Genomic DNA, 18038 nt, shown 5'->3' on the forward strand with positions numbered 1-18038 from the left:
CTTTCCCGTTTTTTTCCTGGATGGTCCATGATGCTATCGGGCTCTTCCCGCTTGCCTGCCGGTCCCCTGTTCGCCGCCTTGCTGGTGCTGGGGTTTCTCGGCCTGTTCCTGGTGTTCCCGGTGGGCACCGTTTTCTACAGTGCCTTCGTCAACGCCGACGGCAGCTTCACGCTCGGGCACTTCGGCGCCTTCGCGGCGCAGCCGCTGATGCGCGAGGCGTTCTTCAACAGCCTGTATGTGGCCGGGTGGTCGGCACTGCTGGCCTCGCTGATCGCGGTGCCGCTCGCGTACTTCACCGTGCGCTTCGACTTCCGCGGCGCGCTGCTGATCCAGACCCTCGGCGTGCTGCCGCTCATCATGCCGCCCTTCGTCGGCGCGGTCGCGATGCAGTTGTTGTTCGGCCGTTCGGGCACGGTCAACCTGCTGCTCGATGAGTGGTTCGGCTTCACGATTCCGTTCATGGATGGCCTGAACGGCGTGATCTTCGTCGAAGCGCTGCATTACTTCCCGTTCATCCTGATGAACCTGGTGGTGGCGCTGCGCAATATCGACGGCTCGATGGAAGAGGCGGCGTTCAATCTGGGATCGCGCGGCTTTCGTCTGTTCCGACGGGTCATCTTCCCGCTGGCACTGCCCGGTTATGTGGCGGGCACCTCGCTGGTGTTCGTGAAGGTGTTCGACGATCTGGGCACGCCGCTGGTACTGGGCACCACCAACATGCTGGCGCCGCAAGCCTATCTGCGCATCACGCAGGTCGGGCTGGAGGATCCGCTGGGCTACGTGATCAGCGTGATCATGATCGCGTTCTCGATTCTGGCGCTGTGGCTGTCCGCCCGCGTCCTGCGCGGCAAAGACTACTCCACGCTGCAGAAAGGCGGCTCGTCGATCCAGAAGCGCAAGCTGCGCCCCGCGGAGTCGGTGCTGGCCTATGGCTGGATCGGCCTCGTTCTGCTGCTCGTGCTGTCGCCCCACCTTGGCGTGCTGCTGCTGTCGCTGGCGAGCGTGTGGAGCTTTGCTCCGCTGCCCGACGGCTACACGCTGGCTCACTACACGGCCGTGTTCAGCGAGTCGCAGGGCATGATCGGCAACACCCTGCTCTATTGCGGCCTGGCCGCCGGCATCGACGTCATCCTGGGCACCGCGATCGCCTACCTGATGCTGCGCACGCGGCTGCCCGCGCGCCAATGGCTGGACTTCCTCGCATCCGCCGCACTGGCGATCCCAGGCATCGTGCTGGCGATCGGCTTCCTGCGCACCTTCCGCGGCGTGGAGATCCCGGGCACCGGCACGCTGCTCACCTCGTCGTGGATCGTGATCATGATCGCGTACTCGGTCAGGCGACTGCCGTATGCGCTGCGGTCGTGCGTGGCCGCGCTGCAGCAGATCAACGTGTCGCTCGAGGAAGCCGCCCAGTCGCTCGGGGCGAACCGGATGAGCACGATCCGGCGGGTCGTGATTCCGCTCATGGCGGGCGGCATGCTGGCCGGCTTCGTCACGAGCTTCGTGACCGCGGCCGTGGAGCTGTCGGCCACCATCATGCTCGTCACGCGCGACAGCCAGGCTCCCATGAGCTACGGCATCTATCTCTATATGCAGAGCGCCGCGGGCCGCGGGCCCGGCGCCGCCCTCGGTGTTCTGGCCGTCGTGGCGGTCGGCATCGGCACCTATATCTCGCATCTCCTGGTCGAGCGCGCCTCCGTCCGGCAGCGCCCCGCACGCAACGAGGAATCCGCATGAAGAAAGTCAGCGTCCAATGCCGCAATATCCGGCTCTCCTACGGCAAGAACGAAGTGCTGAAGGATGTGAACATCGACATCGAGCCGGGTGAGTTCTTCGCCCTGCTCGGCCCCTCGGGCTCGGGCAAGTCCACGTTGCTGCGCCTGATCGCCGGCTTCAATCAGCACAGCCACGGCGAGCTGCTGATCGATGGCCGCGACGTCTCGGGCACCCCGCCCTGGAAGCGCAACATCGGCATGGTGTTCCAGAACTATGCCCTGTGGCCGCACATGACGGTGTGGGACAACGTGGCCTTCGGGCTGGTCGAGCGCAAGCTGCCCCGCGAGGAAATCCGCGCCAAGGTGCAGGCCGCGCTCGATCTGGTCGGCCTGTCGGCGTTCGGCAAACGCCGGCCCAACCAGCTCTCGGGCGGGCAGCAGCAGCGCGTGGCGCTCGCGCGCACCATCGTGATCGAGCCGCAGGTCTTGCTGCTCGACGAGCCGCTCTCCAACCTCGACAAGAAGTTGCGCGTGCAGATGCGCCAGGACCTGCTGTCGCTGCAGCGTCGTCTCGGCATCACCACGATCTTCGTGACGCACGATCAGGAGGAGGCCATGACCACGGCCGACCGCATGGCCGTGCTGGATCACGGCGTCGTGCAGCAGATCGGCTCGCCCACCACCCTGTTCGACTATCCGGTGAATCGCTTCGTGGCGAACTTCGTGGGCACGATGAATGTGCTCGAGGGCGCGGTGCGCGAGCGCGGACGCGGCGGCGTGCTGCTCAGCGTCGAGGGCGTGGGCGAACTGCATCTGCCGGTCGCGGGCGAGATTCCGGATGCGCCGCGACTGGCGGCCAGCTTCCGGCCCCACACCGTGCAGATCGAGATGGCCGACGGCCTGGGCGACGCGCGCTACGTGTGGCTGCCCGGCGTGGTGGAGGCCAGCGAGTTCCTGGGCGAGTTCACGCGCTATCAGGTACAGGTGGGCGAGCAACGCCTGACGGCGGACCAGACGCATCTGGCCGGGCTCTCGCCGTTCCCGGTCGGCGCGCCGGTATCGGTGGGCCTGGAGCCCACGCAGATCCGCCTGCTCGCGGCCTGATGTCCTCGGGGTAAGACCCGTTGCGCACGCAACGGGTCGACCCTACCCTTACGCCATGGAAATCTATCAGATCCGGGCTTTCGTGACCGTCGCGCGGCTGGGCAACCTCACGCGCGCGGCCGAGGCCCTGTCGCTGACCCAGCCCGCCGTCACGGCGCAGATCAAGGCCCTGGAGCAGAGCCTGGGCGTGGCGCTCTTCGAGCGCGCGGCCGGGCGCATGACACTGTCGAAGTCGGGCGAGCTGCTGCTGCCCACCGCCGAATCCCTGCTCGTATTGGGCGGACAGCTCAAGTCCGAAGCGCAACAGATGCAGGGCGCGCTGCAGGGCGCGGTGGACCTGGGCGTGCCGAGCGAGCAGCCCGACTTTCTGCGGCTGGGAGAGCTGGCCGCCGCGCTGACGCAGCGCCTGCCCCTGGTCGAGCTCAAGACCCACGTCCTGCCCGCGGCGCAACTGCTCGAGCAGGTCGGCACGGGCAAGCTCGCGGCCGCCTTCGCCATCGTGGCCAATCCGCCGCGAGGCGTGCAATGGCTGGCGCTGCGCAGCGTGCGCTATCGCATCGCGCTGCCCAACGCGCTGGGCGACACGCTCAAGCGCGCGGGCTGGCGCGATATCGCGCAGCTGCCCTGGCTCGACGGCCCGGCGGGCAGCCACACGCATCTGCTGCTGCGCGATATGTTCGAGCGCCATGGGCTGACGCCGCGCGTCGTGATGCAGAACGACGACCAGGCCAACATCGACGCGCTCGTGCGCGCCGGCGCCGGGTGCGCGCTGCTGCGCGAAGAAACCGCGCTGGCGGGCGCCGCCTCGCGCGAGTTCATCGTCTGGGGCCAGGCGCGCGCCGACGCGACCCTGGGCTTCATCGTGCCGCCGGAACGGGCTGGCGAAGCCTTGATGGTGGCGTTAAGCTCCATGATCCGCAAAATCTGGAAGCCGGGACCGGCTTCCGCACTGGCTCTCGCATCTCATGACTGAAATCTGGTTCATCCGCCACGGCGAAACCGACTGGAATCACCAGCGCCGCCTGCAGGGCTGGCAGGACATCCCGCTGAACGACAACGGCCGCAACCAGGCCGGCCTGCTGGCCCATCGCATGCGCCAGCTCGACGACACGCGCTTCGCGGCCATCTACAGCAGCGATCTGCAGCGCGCGCTGCACACCGCCGAACCGGTCAGCGCGGTGCTCGATCTGCGCGTGCGCACCGAGCCCGGGCTGCGCGAACGCGGCTTCGGCGTGCTCGAAGGCCTGGACTACGACTCGCTCGACACCAAGGCACCCGAGGCCGCCGCGGCCTGGAAGAGCCGCGATCCCCTGCGCGCCCTCGAAGGCGGCGAAACGCTCGGCCAGTTCCAGTCGCGCATCATCGCCACCGTCGAAGACATCGCCGCGCGTCACGAAGGCGAACGCATTCTCGCGTTCACGCATGGCGGCGTGCTGGACATCATCTGGCGCCACGCCAGCGGCGTGCCGCTCAATGGCCCGCGCGACGCGGCGCTGCTGAATGTCAGCATCAATCGGGTCGAGGTGGCGCCGCGTCAGTGGCGCGTGATCGACTGGGGCGACGTGAGCCACGTGCTTGACGAAGTGGGCGACGACGTCACGCCCTGAGCCTGTCCCGCTGTCTCGCCTGGGCAGGTCCGACCGCTGCGGCGCCACCGACGTGCGGCGGCTCGTGGCCCGCACGCGGGCCGCGGCTCAGTCGGCGCCGTGCCGGGGCTTGCGCGGCGCGTTGCGGGCGAGCCTGTCGTACAGCGCATTGGGCAGCAGGCGCATGAGCTTTGCCACGATGCCCATCTGCCACGGAATCACCGTGTACGACACGCCTTGCTCGATGGCCTCGTAGGCCCGTTCGGCGAAGCGCTCCGCCGGCATCAGAAACGGCATGCGATAGGGATTCTTGGCCGTCATGGCCGTCTTGATGTAGCCCGGCGCGATCGTGACCACCTCCACGCCCGATCCCGACAGCTCGAGCCGCAGGCTTTCGCAATAACTCACCACCGCCGATTTCGACGCGCTGTAGCCACCGGCGCCCGGCAGCCCCCGGATCCCCGCCACGCTGGCGATCCCCACCAACCGGCCGGCCCCCCGCTCGCGCATGAGTTCGACAAACGGCTCGAAGGTCGCGAACATGGCCAGCACATTGGTGTCGAAGATGGCCTTGAACACGGTGTAGTCATCGGCCTCGCCCGTGACGGTGCCGGCGCTGATGCCCGCGCTGGCGATGACCACGTCCACCCGGCCTTCGCACACCCCGATGAAATCGTGCGCCGCCGCATGCAGGGCGGCGCGATCACGCACGTCGAGCGCGTAGCAACGATGGTCTCCGGGCAGCCGATCGGCCAGCGCGCGCAGGGCCTCTCCGCGCCGGCCGACCAACGCCAGCCGGGCACCCGCGGCGGCATAGCGTTCCGCCAGGGCCACGCCCAGACCGCTGCTGGCGCCGGTGATGAAGACATTCTGCACGGGATGCGGCATGGGCCGGAGCACTCCTGAAGGACACGACAATGAAAACGCCCGCGACGGAGGCCTCCGTGGCGGGCGCGCACCGGCCGGGCAGGCGCCCGATCAGAAAAAGATCAGCGCGAAGATGCCGATGACCAGCAACCACTTCGACGCATAGTACAGCGGCTTGCTTTTCTTCTTGAGGCGCTTGCCGAAGCGCCGCACGGCATAGACCGTGCCGAAGATGCGGTTGATGCCGCCGGTGCGATCGCCGTCCTGGTTGGGCGAGGCGGCCGCCTTCAGCAGCAGCTTGCCGAAAAACGCGTTGATGGCCTGGGCCCAGCGATATCGCATCGGCCGCTCGATGTCGGCAAACAGAATGATGCGGTTCTGGTCGGTTTTGTTCTCGGCGTAATGAATGTAGGTCTCGTCGAACATCACCGCTTCGCCGTCGCGCCAGTAGTAGTCCTGGCCGTCGACGTTGATGTAGCAGTCCGGGCTGTTCGGGGTGATGAGGCCCATGTGATAGCGCAGCGAACCGGCATAGGGGTCGCGGTGACGCGGCAGGCGGCTGCCCGGGGGCAGCGCCGCGAACATCGCGGCCTTGATGCCGGGGATCTGGCTGACCAGCTCGGTGGTGACCGGACAGAGCGCCTTGGCCGAGGGATGGGCCTGGTCGTACCAGCTCAGGTAGAACCGCTTCCAGCCGCTCTTGAAGAAGGAATTGAAGCCGGCGTCGTCGTACTTGCCCGAGGCCTTGATGTGGCCATCACCGAACAACTGCTCGGCCTCGGCGCGAATCTCTTCCCAGCGCTCCTGCAACACCTTGAGTTGCGGAAACGACTGCAGATCGAGATAAGGCTGATTGGGCACGCCAGAGAAGGCGTACATGAAGACGTTGAGCGGGGCGGTGAAGGTGGAGTGATCCAACGCCTGGCGCGCGAACCGATGGCGCACGCGTCCGCGGTAATGCACCACCACTGCGGTGGCAACGAAAATCGCGAGAATGATCCACTTCATGGGATGAGTCTCCGAATGTCCCGGGTGCGTGAGCGCACGCACCCGGGGTGGTCCTGCATCACGCCTTAGAGCGCGGCGTGCAACTCCTGCAAAGGATACACCTGCAGGCCGAGGCCCTGGCGCAGGTATTGCATGCCCTCGACCGCGGCGCGGGCACCGGCGATCGTGGTGAAGAACGTCACGCGGTTGGCCAGCGCCTGCGTACGGATCGTGCGCGAGTCGACGATGGCGTTGCGGCGCTCTTCGACCGTGTTGATCACCAGCGAGATCTCGCCGTTCTTGACCATGTCGACGATGTGCGGACGGCCTTCGGTGACCTTGTTGACGACCTGCACCGGGATGCCGGCAGCCTGGATCTCGGCCGCGGTGCCACGCGTGGCGACCAGCGAGAAGCCCAGGTTGAACAGACCGCGGGCCACTTCGACGGCGCGGGGCTTGTCCTGGTTTTTCACGCTGATGAACACGGTGCCACCCTCGGGCAGGCGCACGCCGGCCGCGAGTTGCGACTTCACGAAGGCCTCGCCGAAGCTCTGGCCCACGCCCATGACTTCACCGGTCGACTTCATCTCGGGGCCGAGGATCGTGTCCACGCCCGGGAATTTGACGAACGGGAACACGGCTTCCTTGACCGAGAAGTACGAGGGCACGACTTCCTTGGTGATGCCCTGGTCGGCCAGCGTGCGGCCGGCCATGGCGCGCGCGGCGATCTTGGCGAGCTGCAGGCCGGTGGCCTTGGACACGTAAGGCACCGTGCGCGAGGCGCGCGGATTGACTTCGAGCACGTAGACGTCGCCGCCCTGGATGGCGAACTGCACGTTCATCAGGCCGGAGACGTTGAGCGCCTTGGCCATGGTGGCGGTCTGGCGCTTGATCTCGGCGATGACCTCGGCCGACAGCGAGTACGGCGGCAGGCTGCAGGCGGAGTCGCCCGAGTGCACGCCAGCCTGCTCGATGTGTTCCATGACGCCGCCGATGAAGACGGTTTCGCCGTCGGACAGGCAGTCGACGTCGACTTCGGTGGCGTCGTTCAGGAAGCGGTCGAGCAGCACGGGCGAGTCATTGCTCACCTTGACCGCTTCGCGCATGTAGCGCTCGAGGTCTTGCTGTTCGTGCACGATTTCCATGGCGCGGCCGCCGAGCACGTAGCTCGGACGCACCACCAGCGGGTAGCCGATCTCGGCGGCGTGCGCGAGGGCTTCGCCTTCGGTACGGGCCGTGCGGTTGGGCGGCTGGCGCAGGCCGAGCTTGTTGAGCAGCTTCTGGAAGCGCTCGCGGTCTTCGGCGACGTCGATCGATTCGGGGCTGGTACCGATGATGGGCACGCCGTTGGCCTCGAGGGCGCGCGCGAGCTTCAGCGGGGTCTGGCCACCGTACTGCACGATCATGCCGGCGGGGTTTTCCTTGTGGACGATCTCGAGCACGTCTTCGAGCGTGAGCGGCTCGAAGTACAGGCGGTCGGAGGTGTCGTAGTCGGTGGAAACCGTTTCGGGGTTGCAGTTGACCATGATGGTTTCGTAACCATCTTCGCGCAGCGCCAGCGCGGCGTGGACGCAGCAGTAGTCGAACTCGATGCCCTGGCCGATGCGGTTGGGACCACCGCCCAGCACGATGATCTTCTTGCGATCGGTCGGCTGCGACTCGCACTCTTCCTCGTAGGTCGAGTACATGTACGCCGTGCGGGTGGCGAACTCGGCGGCGCAGGTGTCGACGCGCTTATAGACCGGGCGCACGTTGAGCTGATGACGCAGCTTGCGCACTTCGGACTCGGACGAGTCGAGCAGGAAGGCCAGACGGCGATCGGAGAAGCCGCGGCGCTTGAGTTCGAACAGCGTGGCGTAGTCGAGATCGGCCAGCGTCTTTTGTTCGAGCGCGAGCTCGATGTCGACGATTTCCTTGATCTGAGCCAGGAACCACGGATCGATGTGCGTGATGTTGTGCACTTCGTCGAGCGAGAAGCCCTGGGCGAAGGCATCGCCCACGTACCAGATGCGCTCGGGACCGGGCTCGCCCAGTTCGACCTGCAGCTTTTCGCGATCGGTGGTTTTCTGGTTGAGGCCGTCGACGCCGACCTCGAGGCCACGCAGGGCCTTCTGGAAGGATTCCTGGAACGTGCGGCCGATCGCCATCACTTCGCCCACCGACTTCATCTGGGTGGTCAGGCGCGCATCGGCCTGCGGGAATTTTTCGAAGGCGAAACGCGGCACCTTGGTGACGACGTAGTCGATCGTGGGCTCGAACGAGGCCGGGGTCGCGCCGCCGGTGATTTCGTTCTTGAGCTCGTCGAGCGTGTAGCCCACGGCCAGACGCGCGGCGACCTTGGCGATCGGGAAGCCGGTGGCCTTGGAGGCCAGCGCCGACGAACGCGACACGCGCGGGTTCATTTCGATGACGATCATGCGGCCGTTCTGCGGATTGACCGCGAACTGCACGTTCGAGCCGCCGGTGTCGACGCCGATCTCGCGGAGCACCGCGATGGAGGCGTCACGCATGATCTGGTATTCCTTGTCCGTCAGCGTCTGGGCCGGCGCCACGGTGATCGAGTCACCGGTGTGCACGCCCATCGGATCGAGGTTTTCGATCGAGCAGACGATGATGCAGTTGTCCGCCTTGTCGCGGACCACTTCCATCTCGAATTCCTTCCAGCCCAGCAGCGATTCTTCGATCAGCAGTTCGCTGGTCGGCGAAGCCTCGAGGCCGCGGCGGCAGATGGTTTCGAATTCTTCGGCGTTGTAGGCGATACCGCCGCCCGAACCGCCCATCGTGAAGCTGGGGCGGATCACCGCCGGGAAGCCGGAGGTGCCGACTTCGGCCGCGATGCGGCGCTGCACTTCCCAGGCTTCGTCCATGCTGTGCGCCACGCCGGACTTGGCCGACTCGAGACCGATGTCGGTCATGGCCTGCTTGAACTTCTGGCGGTCTTCGGCCTTCTCGATGGCATGCTCGTTGGCGCCGATCAGTTCGACGTTGTGCTTGGCCAGCACGCCGTTGTGGGCCAGGTCGAGCGCGCAGTTCAGCGCGGTCTGGCCGCCCATCGTGGGCAGCAGCGCATCGGGCTTCTCGCGCTCGATGATCTTCTCGACCGCCTGCCAGGTGATGGGCTCGATGTACGTGACATCGGCCGTCTCCGGGTCGGTCATGATGGTGGCCGGATTGCTGTTGACCAGAATGGTGCGATAGCCCTCGGCCTTGAGCGCCTTGCACGCCTGCGCGCCCGAATAGTCGAACTCGCAGGCCTGCCCGATGATGATCGGGCCGGCGCCGATGATGAGGATGCTCTTTATGTCTGTACGCTTGGGCATGGTGGAATCTTTATTTCTGGCCGGCCATCAGGCTGATGAACTTGTCGAACAGCACGATGATGTCGTGCGGACCGGGGCTCGCTTCGGGGTGGCCCTGGAAGCAGAACGCGGGACGGTCGGTGAGTTCGAAGCCTTGCAGCGTGCCGTCGAACAGCGACACGTGGGTCACGCGGGTGTTGGCCGGCAGGCTGGCGGCGTCGACCGCGAAGCCGTGGTTCTGGCTGGTGATGAAGACGCGCTTGGACTGCATGTCCTGGACCGGGTGGTTGGCACCGTGGTGACCGGTCTTCATCTTGACGGTCTTGCCGCCGACGGCCAGGCCCATGATCTGGTGACCCAGGCAGATGCCGAAAACCGGCAGCTTGCGCTCGAGGAACACCTTGGTCGCGGCGATGGCGTAGTCGCAGGGCTCGGGATCCCCGGGGCCATTGGACAGGAACACACCGTCGGGATTGAGCTTGAGCACCTCGTCGGCGCTGGTCTGGGCGGGCACCAGCGTGATGCGGCAGCCGCGGTCGGCCAGCAGACGCAGAATGTTCTGCTTCACGCCGTAGTCGTAGGCGACCACATGGAACTGGTCCTGGGACGGCGCGGAGAAACCGCTGCCAAGCTCCCAGGTTCCCTGGGTCCAGGAGGTGGTGTCTTTCTGGGAAACGACCTTGGCCAGATCCTGGCCGGACATGCCCGGGAAGCTGCGCGCCAGCTCGACGGCGCGTTCGGCATCATCACCAACGAAGATGCACCCGCCCTGGGCGCCCTTGTCGCGCAGGATACGGGTGAGCTTGCGGGTGTCGATACCCGCGATGGCGACCACGCCCTGGGCCGCGAGGTACTCGGGCAGGGATTGGGTGGAACGGAAATTGGACACTCGGGCGGGACAGTCGCGCACCACCAGACCGGAGGCGTACACACGGTTGGCTTCGACGTCTTCGGTGTTGACGCCGGTATTGCCAATGTGGGGATAGGTCAGCGTGACGATCTGTTCGCTGTAGCTGGGATCAGTGAGAATTTCCTGGTAGCCCGTCATGGAGGTGTTGAACACCACCTCGGCCACGGTATGACCCGGCGCGCCTATCGATACGCCCCGAAAAATGGTACCGTCCGCCAAAGCCAGAATTGCAGGAGGGAAGCGGTTGATCCCCTCGGGAAAAAGTTGCGGCAGCACAGTAAACCCCGGTTTCTGAATCGATAATCAAACTTTCAGATTATACCTCGACCGGTCATCTTCCCGTAAAAACCGCGCCGTTAAAGGCTGAAACGCCCGTTTTGGGGGGGCGAACCCACCCCGCGGCCGTCCAGGTTTCGGTCCGATTCCTCCTCCGCGCCCTGCCCGCCTCGCCGCGCCTGCCCCGCCCCCCGCATCTTTTGTCCCCATATTGTTGCGCTCTGTAGCCGCCCGCCAGAGCCGGCTGTCGCCGGGCCGATGCTACGCTTGGGAGATTCCTCTTCCCAACCTTTGAAGGCACGCCGTCCCGTCATGACCAGTCAGCTCGATGCCCTGCGCCGCCACACCACCGTCGTCGCCGACACCGGCGATTTCGAAACGATGCGCGCGTTGCGCCCCACCGACGCCACCACCAATCCCTCGCTGATTCTCAAGGCCGTCCAGAAAGACGCCTACCGGCCGCTGCTCGAGCAGACCGTGCGCGACCATCGCGGCGCCAGCCTGGCCGAGCAGACCGACCGGCTGCTGGTCGCGTTCGGCCGCGAGATCCTCGGCATCGTGCCGGGCCGCGTGTCCACCGAAGTCGATGCGCGCCTGTCGTTCGACACGCGCGCCACCGTCGAGCGGGCCCGCGGGCTGATCGCCCTGTATCAGGCGGCGGGCGTGCCGCGCGAGCGCGTCCTGATCAAGATCGCGTCCACCTGGGAAGGCATCGAGGCCGCCCGCGTGCTGCAGCAGGAAGGCATCCGCTGCAACCTCACCCTGTTGTTCGCGCTGCCCCAGGCCGTGGCCTGCGCGCAGGCCGGCGTGCAATTGATCTCGCCGTTCGTGGGCCGCATCTACGACTGGTACAAGAAGAGCGCCGGCACCGCCTGGGACGAAGCCTCGAACAGCGGCGAGCGTGATCCCGGCGTGCTGTCGGTGGCGCGCATCTACCGCTACTACAAGGCACACGGCATCGCCACCGAGATCATGGGCGCCAGCTTCCGCAACAGCGGGCAGATCCTCGCGCTCTCGGGCTGCGACCTGCTCACCATCAGTCCGGAGCTGCTCACGGAACTGTCGCAGGCGCAGGGCGACGCGCCCGCGCGCCTCGACCCGGCGCAGGCCACTCAGGAGGTGCCGGCCGTGGTGCCCGCCGACGAGGTGAGCTTCCGCACGCTGCTCAACGAAGATGCGATGGCGAGCGAAAAGCTGTCCGAAGGCATCCGCGCGTTCGTGGCCGATGGCCGCAAGCTCGACGCCCTGCTCGAGGCACAGGCCGGCCGCTGAGCCCGCCCCCGGCCACGGCGTCCCGCCGTGGCCGAGCAGCCCACGCCGCTGTCCTATTGTTCCCTTTCTTCCGATGTGGCGCGCTTCCGGTATGGAACGTGCTCACCACCCACGCGCCCGAGGCGGACCCGCCCGCGCGCACGGTGAGCCGGCGCCCGGCGTTGGCGCGCCCGCCGCGGCCGGGCGGGCGCGAGTCGTACACTTGCGCCCGGCGGACCGCGCGGGGCATCGCATGCTCCCGCACGCCACGCCCGCACCACCGCTATCGAATTGAGGAGAACATCCATGGCCGAACCGTCTGGCCCCACGCAGGGCGCCCCCGAGGGCTTGCGCCGCGTGCTGAAAACCCGCCACCTGAACATGATCGCCATCGGCGGGGCCATCGGCACCGGGCTCTTCGTGGCATCGGGATCGGCCATCGCCCAGGCCGGGCCGGGCGGCGCGCTCCTCACCTACCTCGTCATCGGGCTGATGGTGTACTTCATCATGACCAGCCTGGGCGAACTGGCGGCCTTCATGCCGGTGGCCGGGTCGTTCTCCACTTACGCGGCGCGCTACGTGGATCGCGGCTTCGGGTTCGCGCTGGGCTGGAACTTCTGGTTCAGCTGGGCCATCGTGGTCGCCGTGGACCTGGTCGCGGCCCAGATCGTGATGGCATATTGGCTGCCCGATATACCCGGCATCCTGTGGAGCGGCCTGTTTCTGTTGCTGATGATCGGGCTCAACGCCTTCTCGGCAAGGGGCTTCGCGGAGTCTGAGTACTGGTTCGCGCTGATCAAAGTGATCGCCGTCATCTGCTTCCTGGTGACCGGCGTCGCCATCATCACCGGCATTCTGCACACCGGCCACATGCCGGGCTTCCAGAACTGGACCGTGGGCGATGCGCCGATCGTGGGCAACCTCGCGACGCTGGTGGGCGTGGCGATGATCGTGGCCTATTCGTTTCAGGGCACCGAGCTGGTCGGCGTGGCGGCGGGCGAGTCCGAAAACCCGCAGCGCGACGTGCCGCGCGCGATCCGCCAGGTGTTCTGGCGCATCCTGCTGTTCTATGTGCTGTCGATCGTGGTGATCGGCTTTCTGATCCCGTACACCGACCCGCAGCTGCTGCGCTCGGAGGTCAGCGACATCGCGGTGAGTCCGTTCACGCTGGTGTTCGAACACGCCGGCCTGCTGGCCGCCGCCTCGGTCATGAACGCGGTGATCCTGACCTCGGTGCTGTCGGCCGGCAACTCCGGAATGTATGCGGCCACGCGCATGCTCTACAACATGGCCACCGAAGGCCAGGCGCCGCGCATCTTCGCGCGCGTGACGCGTGCGGGCGTGCCGCTCTATGCGCTGCTGGGCACCACCGCGCTGGCCTGCCTGTGCCTGGCGAGCGCGATCTACAGCCCGGCCGCCGTGTACATCTGGCTGCTGAATCTGGCCGGCATGACGGAGTTCATCGTGTGGCTGAGCATCGTGGTCAGCCATTATCGATTTCGCCGCGGCTACGTGCGCCACGGCCTGGACCTGGCGCGCCTGCCCTATCTCGCCGGCGCTTTTCCGGTGGCGCCGATTCTCGCCTTCGTGCTGTGCTTGGTTGTGACGCTGGGCCAGAACTACCAGGCCTTCATGCAGGATCGGATCGACTGGATCGGCGCGGCGGCGACCTACATCGGCATCCCGATGTTCCTGCTGATGTGGCTGGGCTACCGGCTGATTAATGGCCCGACCTGGGTTCCGTACGACGCCATGCGCTTCGAGCCCACGGAGATCCGCCACGAGCCCGCGCGCAACGGCGGATAGGCATCGCCGACGCCCCGCCGGGCGCACAAAACAGAAGAGCCAGGGCATCGCCCTGGCTCTTCTGTTTTGGAAGCCGCGGAGCCCGAAGGCGCGCTAGAGCTTCTCGGTCTCGCCCGATTTGGGCTGCCACTTCATCAGGCGCTTTTCGCCCACGCCCACGACGTAATCGAGGACGAGCGCGAAGGCGGTCAGCACCACGATGCCCGCGAACACCGTGTTCACGTCGAACGTGCCTTCGGCCTGCAGGATCAGGTAGCCCACGCCGCTGGCCGAGCCCAGGTACTCGCCCACCACGGCACCCACGAAGGCCAGGCCGACGGAGGTGTGGAGGCTGGAGAACACCCAGCTGGTGGCCGACGGCAGGTAGACGTGGCGCAGCAGCTGACGGCGGCGCGCGCCCAGCATGCGGGCGTTGTCGAGCAGCGTGGGGCTCACCTCGCGCACGCCCTGGTAGACGTTGAAGAACACGATGAAGAACACCAGCGTGACGGCCAGCGCGACCTTGGACCAGATGCCCAGGCCGAACCACATGCCGAAGATCGGCGCCAGAATCACGCGCGGCATGGAGTTGGCCGCCTTGATGTAGGGATCGAGAATGGCGCTGGCCACCGGCGAGAGCCCCAGCCACAGGCCGAAGCCCAGGCCGGCGACGGTGCCGATCACGAACGCCAGCACGGTCTCGGTGAGGGTGACCCAGAGATGGCCGTAGATATCGCCGTTGGTGACGAACCACGCCCAGATCCGGCCCGCCACCTTGAGCGGCTCGCCAAAGAAGAAGGCAATTTGAGAATCACGGGTGGCGATGTGCCACACGGCCAGGATGATGACCAGCAGCAACAATTGCCACAGGCGCAGGCTCGCGGAGCCCGGTTTGATCAGCTTCGACATGGTTCAGGCTCGCTTCTGCTGGGCATAGCCCTTCAGGACTTCTTCGCGCAGCACGCCCCAGATGGCGGCATGCAGCTCGACGAAACGCGGGTGCACGCGCACCTCGGCCACGTCACGCGGACGCGGCAGATCGATCTGGAACTCGCCGATCGGGTGGGTACCCGGACCGGCCGACAGCACCACGACGCGATCGCTCATGGCGATGGCTTCGTCGAGATCGTGCGTGATGAAGAGCACGGCCTTGCGCTTGGCCATCCAGAGCTCGAGCACTTCGTTTTCCATGAGCTGGCGCGTCTGGATGTCGAGTGCCGAGAACGGCTCGTCCATCAGAATGATGTCGGGATCGCGGATCAGCGTCTGGGCCAGCATCACGCGCTTGCGCATGCCCCCGGACATCTGGTGCGGATAACGATCTTCGAAACCGCCCAGACCCACACGGCGCATCCATTCGCGGGCGTTGGCCTCGCGTTCGGGGCGCGCAACGCCCGCGAACTCGAGACCCGCCATCACGTTTTCGAGCGCGCTGCGCCAGGGCAGCAACGCTTCGCCCTGGAACATGTAGCCGGCGCGTTCGTTGATGCCCGTGAGCGGCTGACCGAACACCTTGACCTGCCCCGACGAGGGGGACAGCAGGCCGGCCCCCACGTTGAGCAGCGTGGACTTGCCGCAGCCGGTCGGACCGACCACGGAGACGAACTCGCCCGGCGCGATGGACAGCGTGGTGTCCTGCACCGCGGTGTAGCGCTTGCTGCGATCGTCGCGCGCGACGAACGTGCAAGTAATGTTTTCCAGCGTCAGTGCAGCTTCAGACATTGGGATACTTCTCGTTGGCGCGGCGCGCAAAGTCGTTGGTCCAGGCCTTGGCCGGATCGATCTTGCCTGCATCGAACTCGGCCGAGAATGCGGCCAGCGCCTTGACCGCGGTGGCGGCGCCGTCGTCGGGGATCAGGCCATCGGGCGACAGGCCTTCCATGCTCTTGGCGATGGCGGCCTTGTATACGGTGGGATCGCCCAGCAGATAGGATTCGGGCACGACCTTCACGATCTCGTCGACGCCGGCCTTCTGGATCCACTTGTCGGCGCGCACCATGGCATTGGTGAGGGCCTGCACGACGTTGGGATTGGCTTCGACGAACTTCTGCGGCGCGTAGAGGCAGCCGGCGGGCATGTTGCCGCCGAAGATGTCGAGCGTGTCTTTGAGGGTGCGCGTATCGACGATGGTCTGGATGTCGCCGGCGAGCTCGAGCATCGACACGACGGGGTCGGTATTGGAGATGGCGTCGATCTGGCCGCTGCGCAGCGCGGTCACGGCGCCCGCGCCGGCGCCCACGCCGATGATGGACACATCACTGGGCTTGAGGCCGTGCTTGGCCAGGAAGAAGTTGACCACCATGTTGGTGGACGATCCCGGCGCGGTCACGCCGATCTTCTTGCCCTTCAGGTCGGCCGGGCCCTTGTAGTTGGGCATGTTTTTCTTGGACACGCCCACGCCGATCATCGGCGCGCGGCCTTGCAGCACGAAGGCGCGGTACATCTGGCCCTTGCCTTGCATGGCGAGCGTGTGCTCGAAGGCACCCGACACCACGTCGGCACTGCCGCCCACCACGGCCTGCAGGGCCTTGGAGCCGCCCGCGAAGTCGGCGATCGAAACATCCAGGCCTTCGTCCTTGAAGAAGCCCTTCACTTCGGCGATGGTCAGCGGAAGGTAATAGACAAGGGCCTTGCCGCCCACGGCGATCTGGACCTTGGCCCGTTCGAGCTTCTGGGCCCGCACGAAGGCGGGGGCCATGCTCAGGGCACCGGCGGCACCGGCAAATTTGAGCAAATCACGACGCGTGACTGACATGGGTGTCTCCTCTGGCGCCGTCGAATGACGGCAATGTCGGCGGCGCGGACCATGACGCCGCGCCGGCAATAGGCATTACGCCGTGCTCCCGGACTGCCTGTGGCAGCCCCCTCAGGAGCGCGGCGAAGATTCTGGTGTGATCCCCAGGCTGATCGCGCCGGTCTGAGCCAGTTCCGCAATCGCCGCTGCATCATACCCCAGCGTTTTCAGGACTTCCTCGGTATGTTCCCCTAAGCGCGGGCCCAGCCAGCGCGTGCCGCCAGGGGTCTCGGAGAGCTTGGGCACCACGGCCGGCAGCTTGACCGGACGGCCATCGGGGAAGGCGTGCTGCTCGATCATGCCGCGCGCGATGAACTGCGGGTCGGTGAACATGTCGGCCACGCTGTAGATCTTGCCCACCGGCACATCGGCGGCGCGCAGCGTGGCGAGCGCCTCGTCGATCGGGCGGCCGTCGCACCAGGCCTGGATCGCGCCGTCGATCTCGGCCGCGCGGCGCGCCCGGCCGTCGTTGCGCACCAGATCGGGATCGTGGGCGAGGTCGTCGCGGCCCATGGCCAGCATCAGGCGATGGAAGATCGCATCGCCATTGCCGGCGATCACGATGTTCTGGCCGTCGTTGGTGGTGTAGGTGTTGGAGGGCACGATGCCGGGCAGCGCGCCGCCGGTGCGCTCGCGGATCACGCCGGCCACGTCGTACTCGGGCACCAGGCTTTCCATGAGGTTGAACACCGATTCGTACAGCGCGACGTCGACCATCTGGCCCTGCCCCGCCACGCAGTCCGCGCCGAGTTTGCCGTTCCAGCGTCCGCCGGTGGCGTCGCGATGGCGCAGCGCCATCAGGGCACCGATCACGCCGTGCAGCGCGGCGATCGAGTCGCCGATCGAGATCCCCACGCGCACGGGAGGCCGGTCGGGATGTCCCGAGACGTAGCGCAGGCCGCCCATGGATTCGCCGATGGCGCCGAAGCCGGGCTGATCGCGCATGGGGCCGGTCTGGCCGTAGCCGGAGAGCCGCACCATGATGATGGCCGGGTTGATGGCGCGCAGGTCTTCGTAGCCCAGGCCCCACTTCTCGAGCACGCCGGGCCGGTAGTTTTCGACGACCACGTCGGCTTCGAGCGCGAGCTTGCGCGCGATCTCGCGGCCTGCGGGATGCTTGAGGTTGAGCGCGATGGATTGTTTGTTGCGGGCCTGGACGGTCCACCACAGCGAGTTGCCCTCGTGCAGGTGGCGCCAACTGCGGATCGGATCACCGCCGCCCTTGCCGTCGGGACCATGCGGGGTCTCGACCTTGATGACGCTGGCGCCGAACTCGCCGAACATGCGGGCCGCGAACGGCCCGGCGATCAACGTGCCCAATTCCAGCACTTTCAGACCGTTCAGGGCTGACATGCGCAGTCTTCCTCCAGTTTCTTTTTTAGACTCGGCCGGCGCCGGGACTCGAAACCCTCGGATGACGCAACGGCTGCATCCTGGTCGGCGCCGCGAGGGCGAACCCGCCAG

At 66.5% G+C, this 18038-nt stretch carries 14 protein-coding genes; 6 read left to right on the forward strand and 8 right to left on the reverse strand.

Going from position 1 to position 18038, the window contains the following annotated elements:
- Positions 1-27 precede the first annotated feature (27 nt).
- Genes CEK29_RS17835 through CEK29_RS17850 form a run of 4 tightly spaced genes read left to right on the forward strand, consistent with a single transcriptional unit; the run spans position 28 to position 4426 of the window.
- Entirely contained in the window at positions 28-1737 is a 1710-nt protein-coding gene (locus CEK29_RS17835) for an ABC transporter permease (RefSeq protein WP_094802729.1), read from the forward strand.
- Complete coding sequence (locus CEK29_RS17840) at positions 1734-2819, forward strand: ABC transporter ATP-binding protein (protein WP_094802731.1); 1086 nt, start codon at positions 1734-1736, stop codon at positions 2817-2819. Before CEK29_RS17835 ends, CEK29_RS17840 begins: the two co-directional genes overlap by 4 nt.
- A gap of 55 nt (positions 2820-2874) precedes the next feature.
- Positions 2875-3792 (forward strand): LysR family transcriptional regulator, encoded by a 918-nt coding sequence (locus tag CEK29_RS17845; protein ID WP_094802733.1) that lies wholly within the window; start codon positions 2875-2877, stop codon positions 3790-3792.
- Positions 3785-4426: a histidine phosphatase family protein gene (locus CEK29_RS17850; protein WP_094858859.1), complete on the forward strand. Its 642-nt coding sequence runs from the start codon at positions 3785-3787 to the stop codon at positions 4424-4426. Before CEK29_RS17845 ends, CEK29_RS17850 begins: the two co-directional genes overlap by 8 nt.
- A gap of 87 nt (positions 4427-4513) precedes the next feature.
- Here CEK29_RS17850 and CEK29_RS17855 read toward each other — a convergent pair whose 3' ends face one another.
- The 4 genes from CEK29_RS17855 to carA all read right to left on the reverse strand — a co-directional run bounded on the left by CEK29_RS17855 (position 4514) and on the right by carA (position 10744).
- The gene (locus CEK29_RS17855) at positions 4514-5281 is read right to left on the reverse strand and encodes an SDR family oxidoreductase (RefSeq protein WP_094858948.1); all 768 of its coding nucleotides are present in this window, start codon (positions 5279-5281) and stop codon (positions 4514-4516) included.
- 102 nt (positions 5282-5383) lie between these two features.
- Entirely contained in the window at positions 5384-6280 is an 897-nt protein-coding gene (lpxO, locus tag CEK29_RS17860) for a lipid A hydroxylase LpxO (protein ID WP_094802737.1), read from the reverse strand.
- A gap of 65 nt (positions 6281-6345) precedes the next feature.
- Complete coding sequence (carB, locus tag CEK29_RS17865; RefSeq protein ID WP_094802739.1) at positions 6346-9579, reverse strand: carbamoyl-phosphate synthase large subunit; 3234 nt, start codon at positions 9577-9579, stop codon at positions 6346-6348.
- 10 nt (positions 9580-9589) lie between these two features.
- Positions 9590-10744: a glutamine-hydrolyzing carbamoyl-phosphate synthase small subunit gene (gene carA / locus CEK29_RS17870; RefSeq protein WP_170948533.1), complete on the reverse strand. Its 1155-nt coding sequence runs from the start codon at positions 10742-10744 to the stop codon at positions 9590-9592.
- Positions 10745-11056: 312 nt separating this feature from the next.
- Here carA and tal point away from each other — a divergent pair, with 312 nt between their 5' ends.
- Positions 11057-12016: a transaldolase gene (gene tal, locus CEK29_RS17875; protein WP_170948534.1), complete on the forward strand. Its 960-nt coding sequence runs from the start codon at positions 11057-11059 to the stop codon at positions 12014-12016.
- Positions 12017-12301: 285 nt separating this feature from the next.
- Positions 12302-13801 (forward strand): amino acid permease, encoded by a 1500-nt coding sequence (locus CEK29_RS17880; RefSeq protein WP_094858860.1) that lies wholly within the window; start codon positions 12302-12304, stop codon positions 13799-13801.
- A gap of 93 nt (positions 13802-13894) precedes the next feature.
- Here the strand turns inward: CEK29_RS17880 and CEK29_RS17885 are convergent, their stop codons facing one another.
- From CEK29_RS17885 to CEK29_RS17900, 4 genes are all read right to left on the reverse strand, one after another.
- Complete coding sequence (locus tag CEK29_RS17885; protein ID WP_094802747.1) at positions 13895-14689, reverse strand: ABC transporter permease; 795 nt, start codon at positions 14687-14689, stop codon at positions 13895-13897.
- A 3-nt stretch (positions 14690-14692) separates the two neighbouring features.
- Entirely contained in the window at positions 14693-15502 is an 810-nt protein-coding gene (locus tag CEK29_RS17890) for an ABC transporter ATP-binding protein (protein WP_094802749.1), read from the reverse strand.
- Positions 15495-16535, reverse strand: coding sequence for an ABC transporter substrate-binding protein (locus CEK29_RS17895; RefSeq protein ID WP_094802751.1), 1041 nt, complete (start codon positions 16533-16535; stop codon positions 15495-15497). The genes CEK29_RS17890 and CEK29_RS17895 overlap by 8 nt, the downstream gene beginning before the upstream one ends.
- Before the next feature lie 111 nt (positions 16536-16646).
- Positions 16647-17927 (reverse strand): CaiB/BaiF CoA transferase family protein, encoded by a 1281-nt coding sequence (locus CEK29_RS17900; RefSeq protein ID WP_094802753.1) that lies wholly within the window; start codon positions 17925-17927, stop codon positions 16647-16649.
- Between the last annotated feature and the right edge of the window lie 111 nt (positions 17928-18038).

The organism is Bordetella genomosp. 5, from assembly GCF_002261475.1.
In the GTDB taxonomy this organism is placed as follows: domain Bacteria; phylum Pseudomonadota; class Gammaproteobacteria; order Burkholderiales; family Burkholderiaceae_B; genus Bordetella.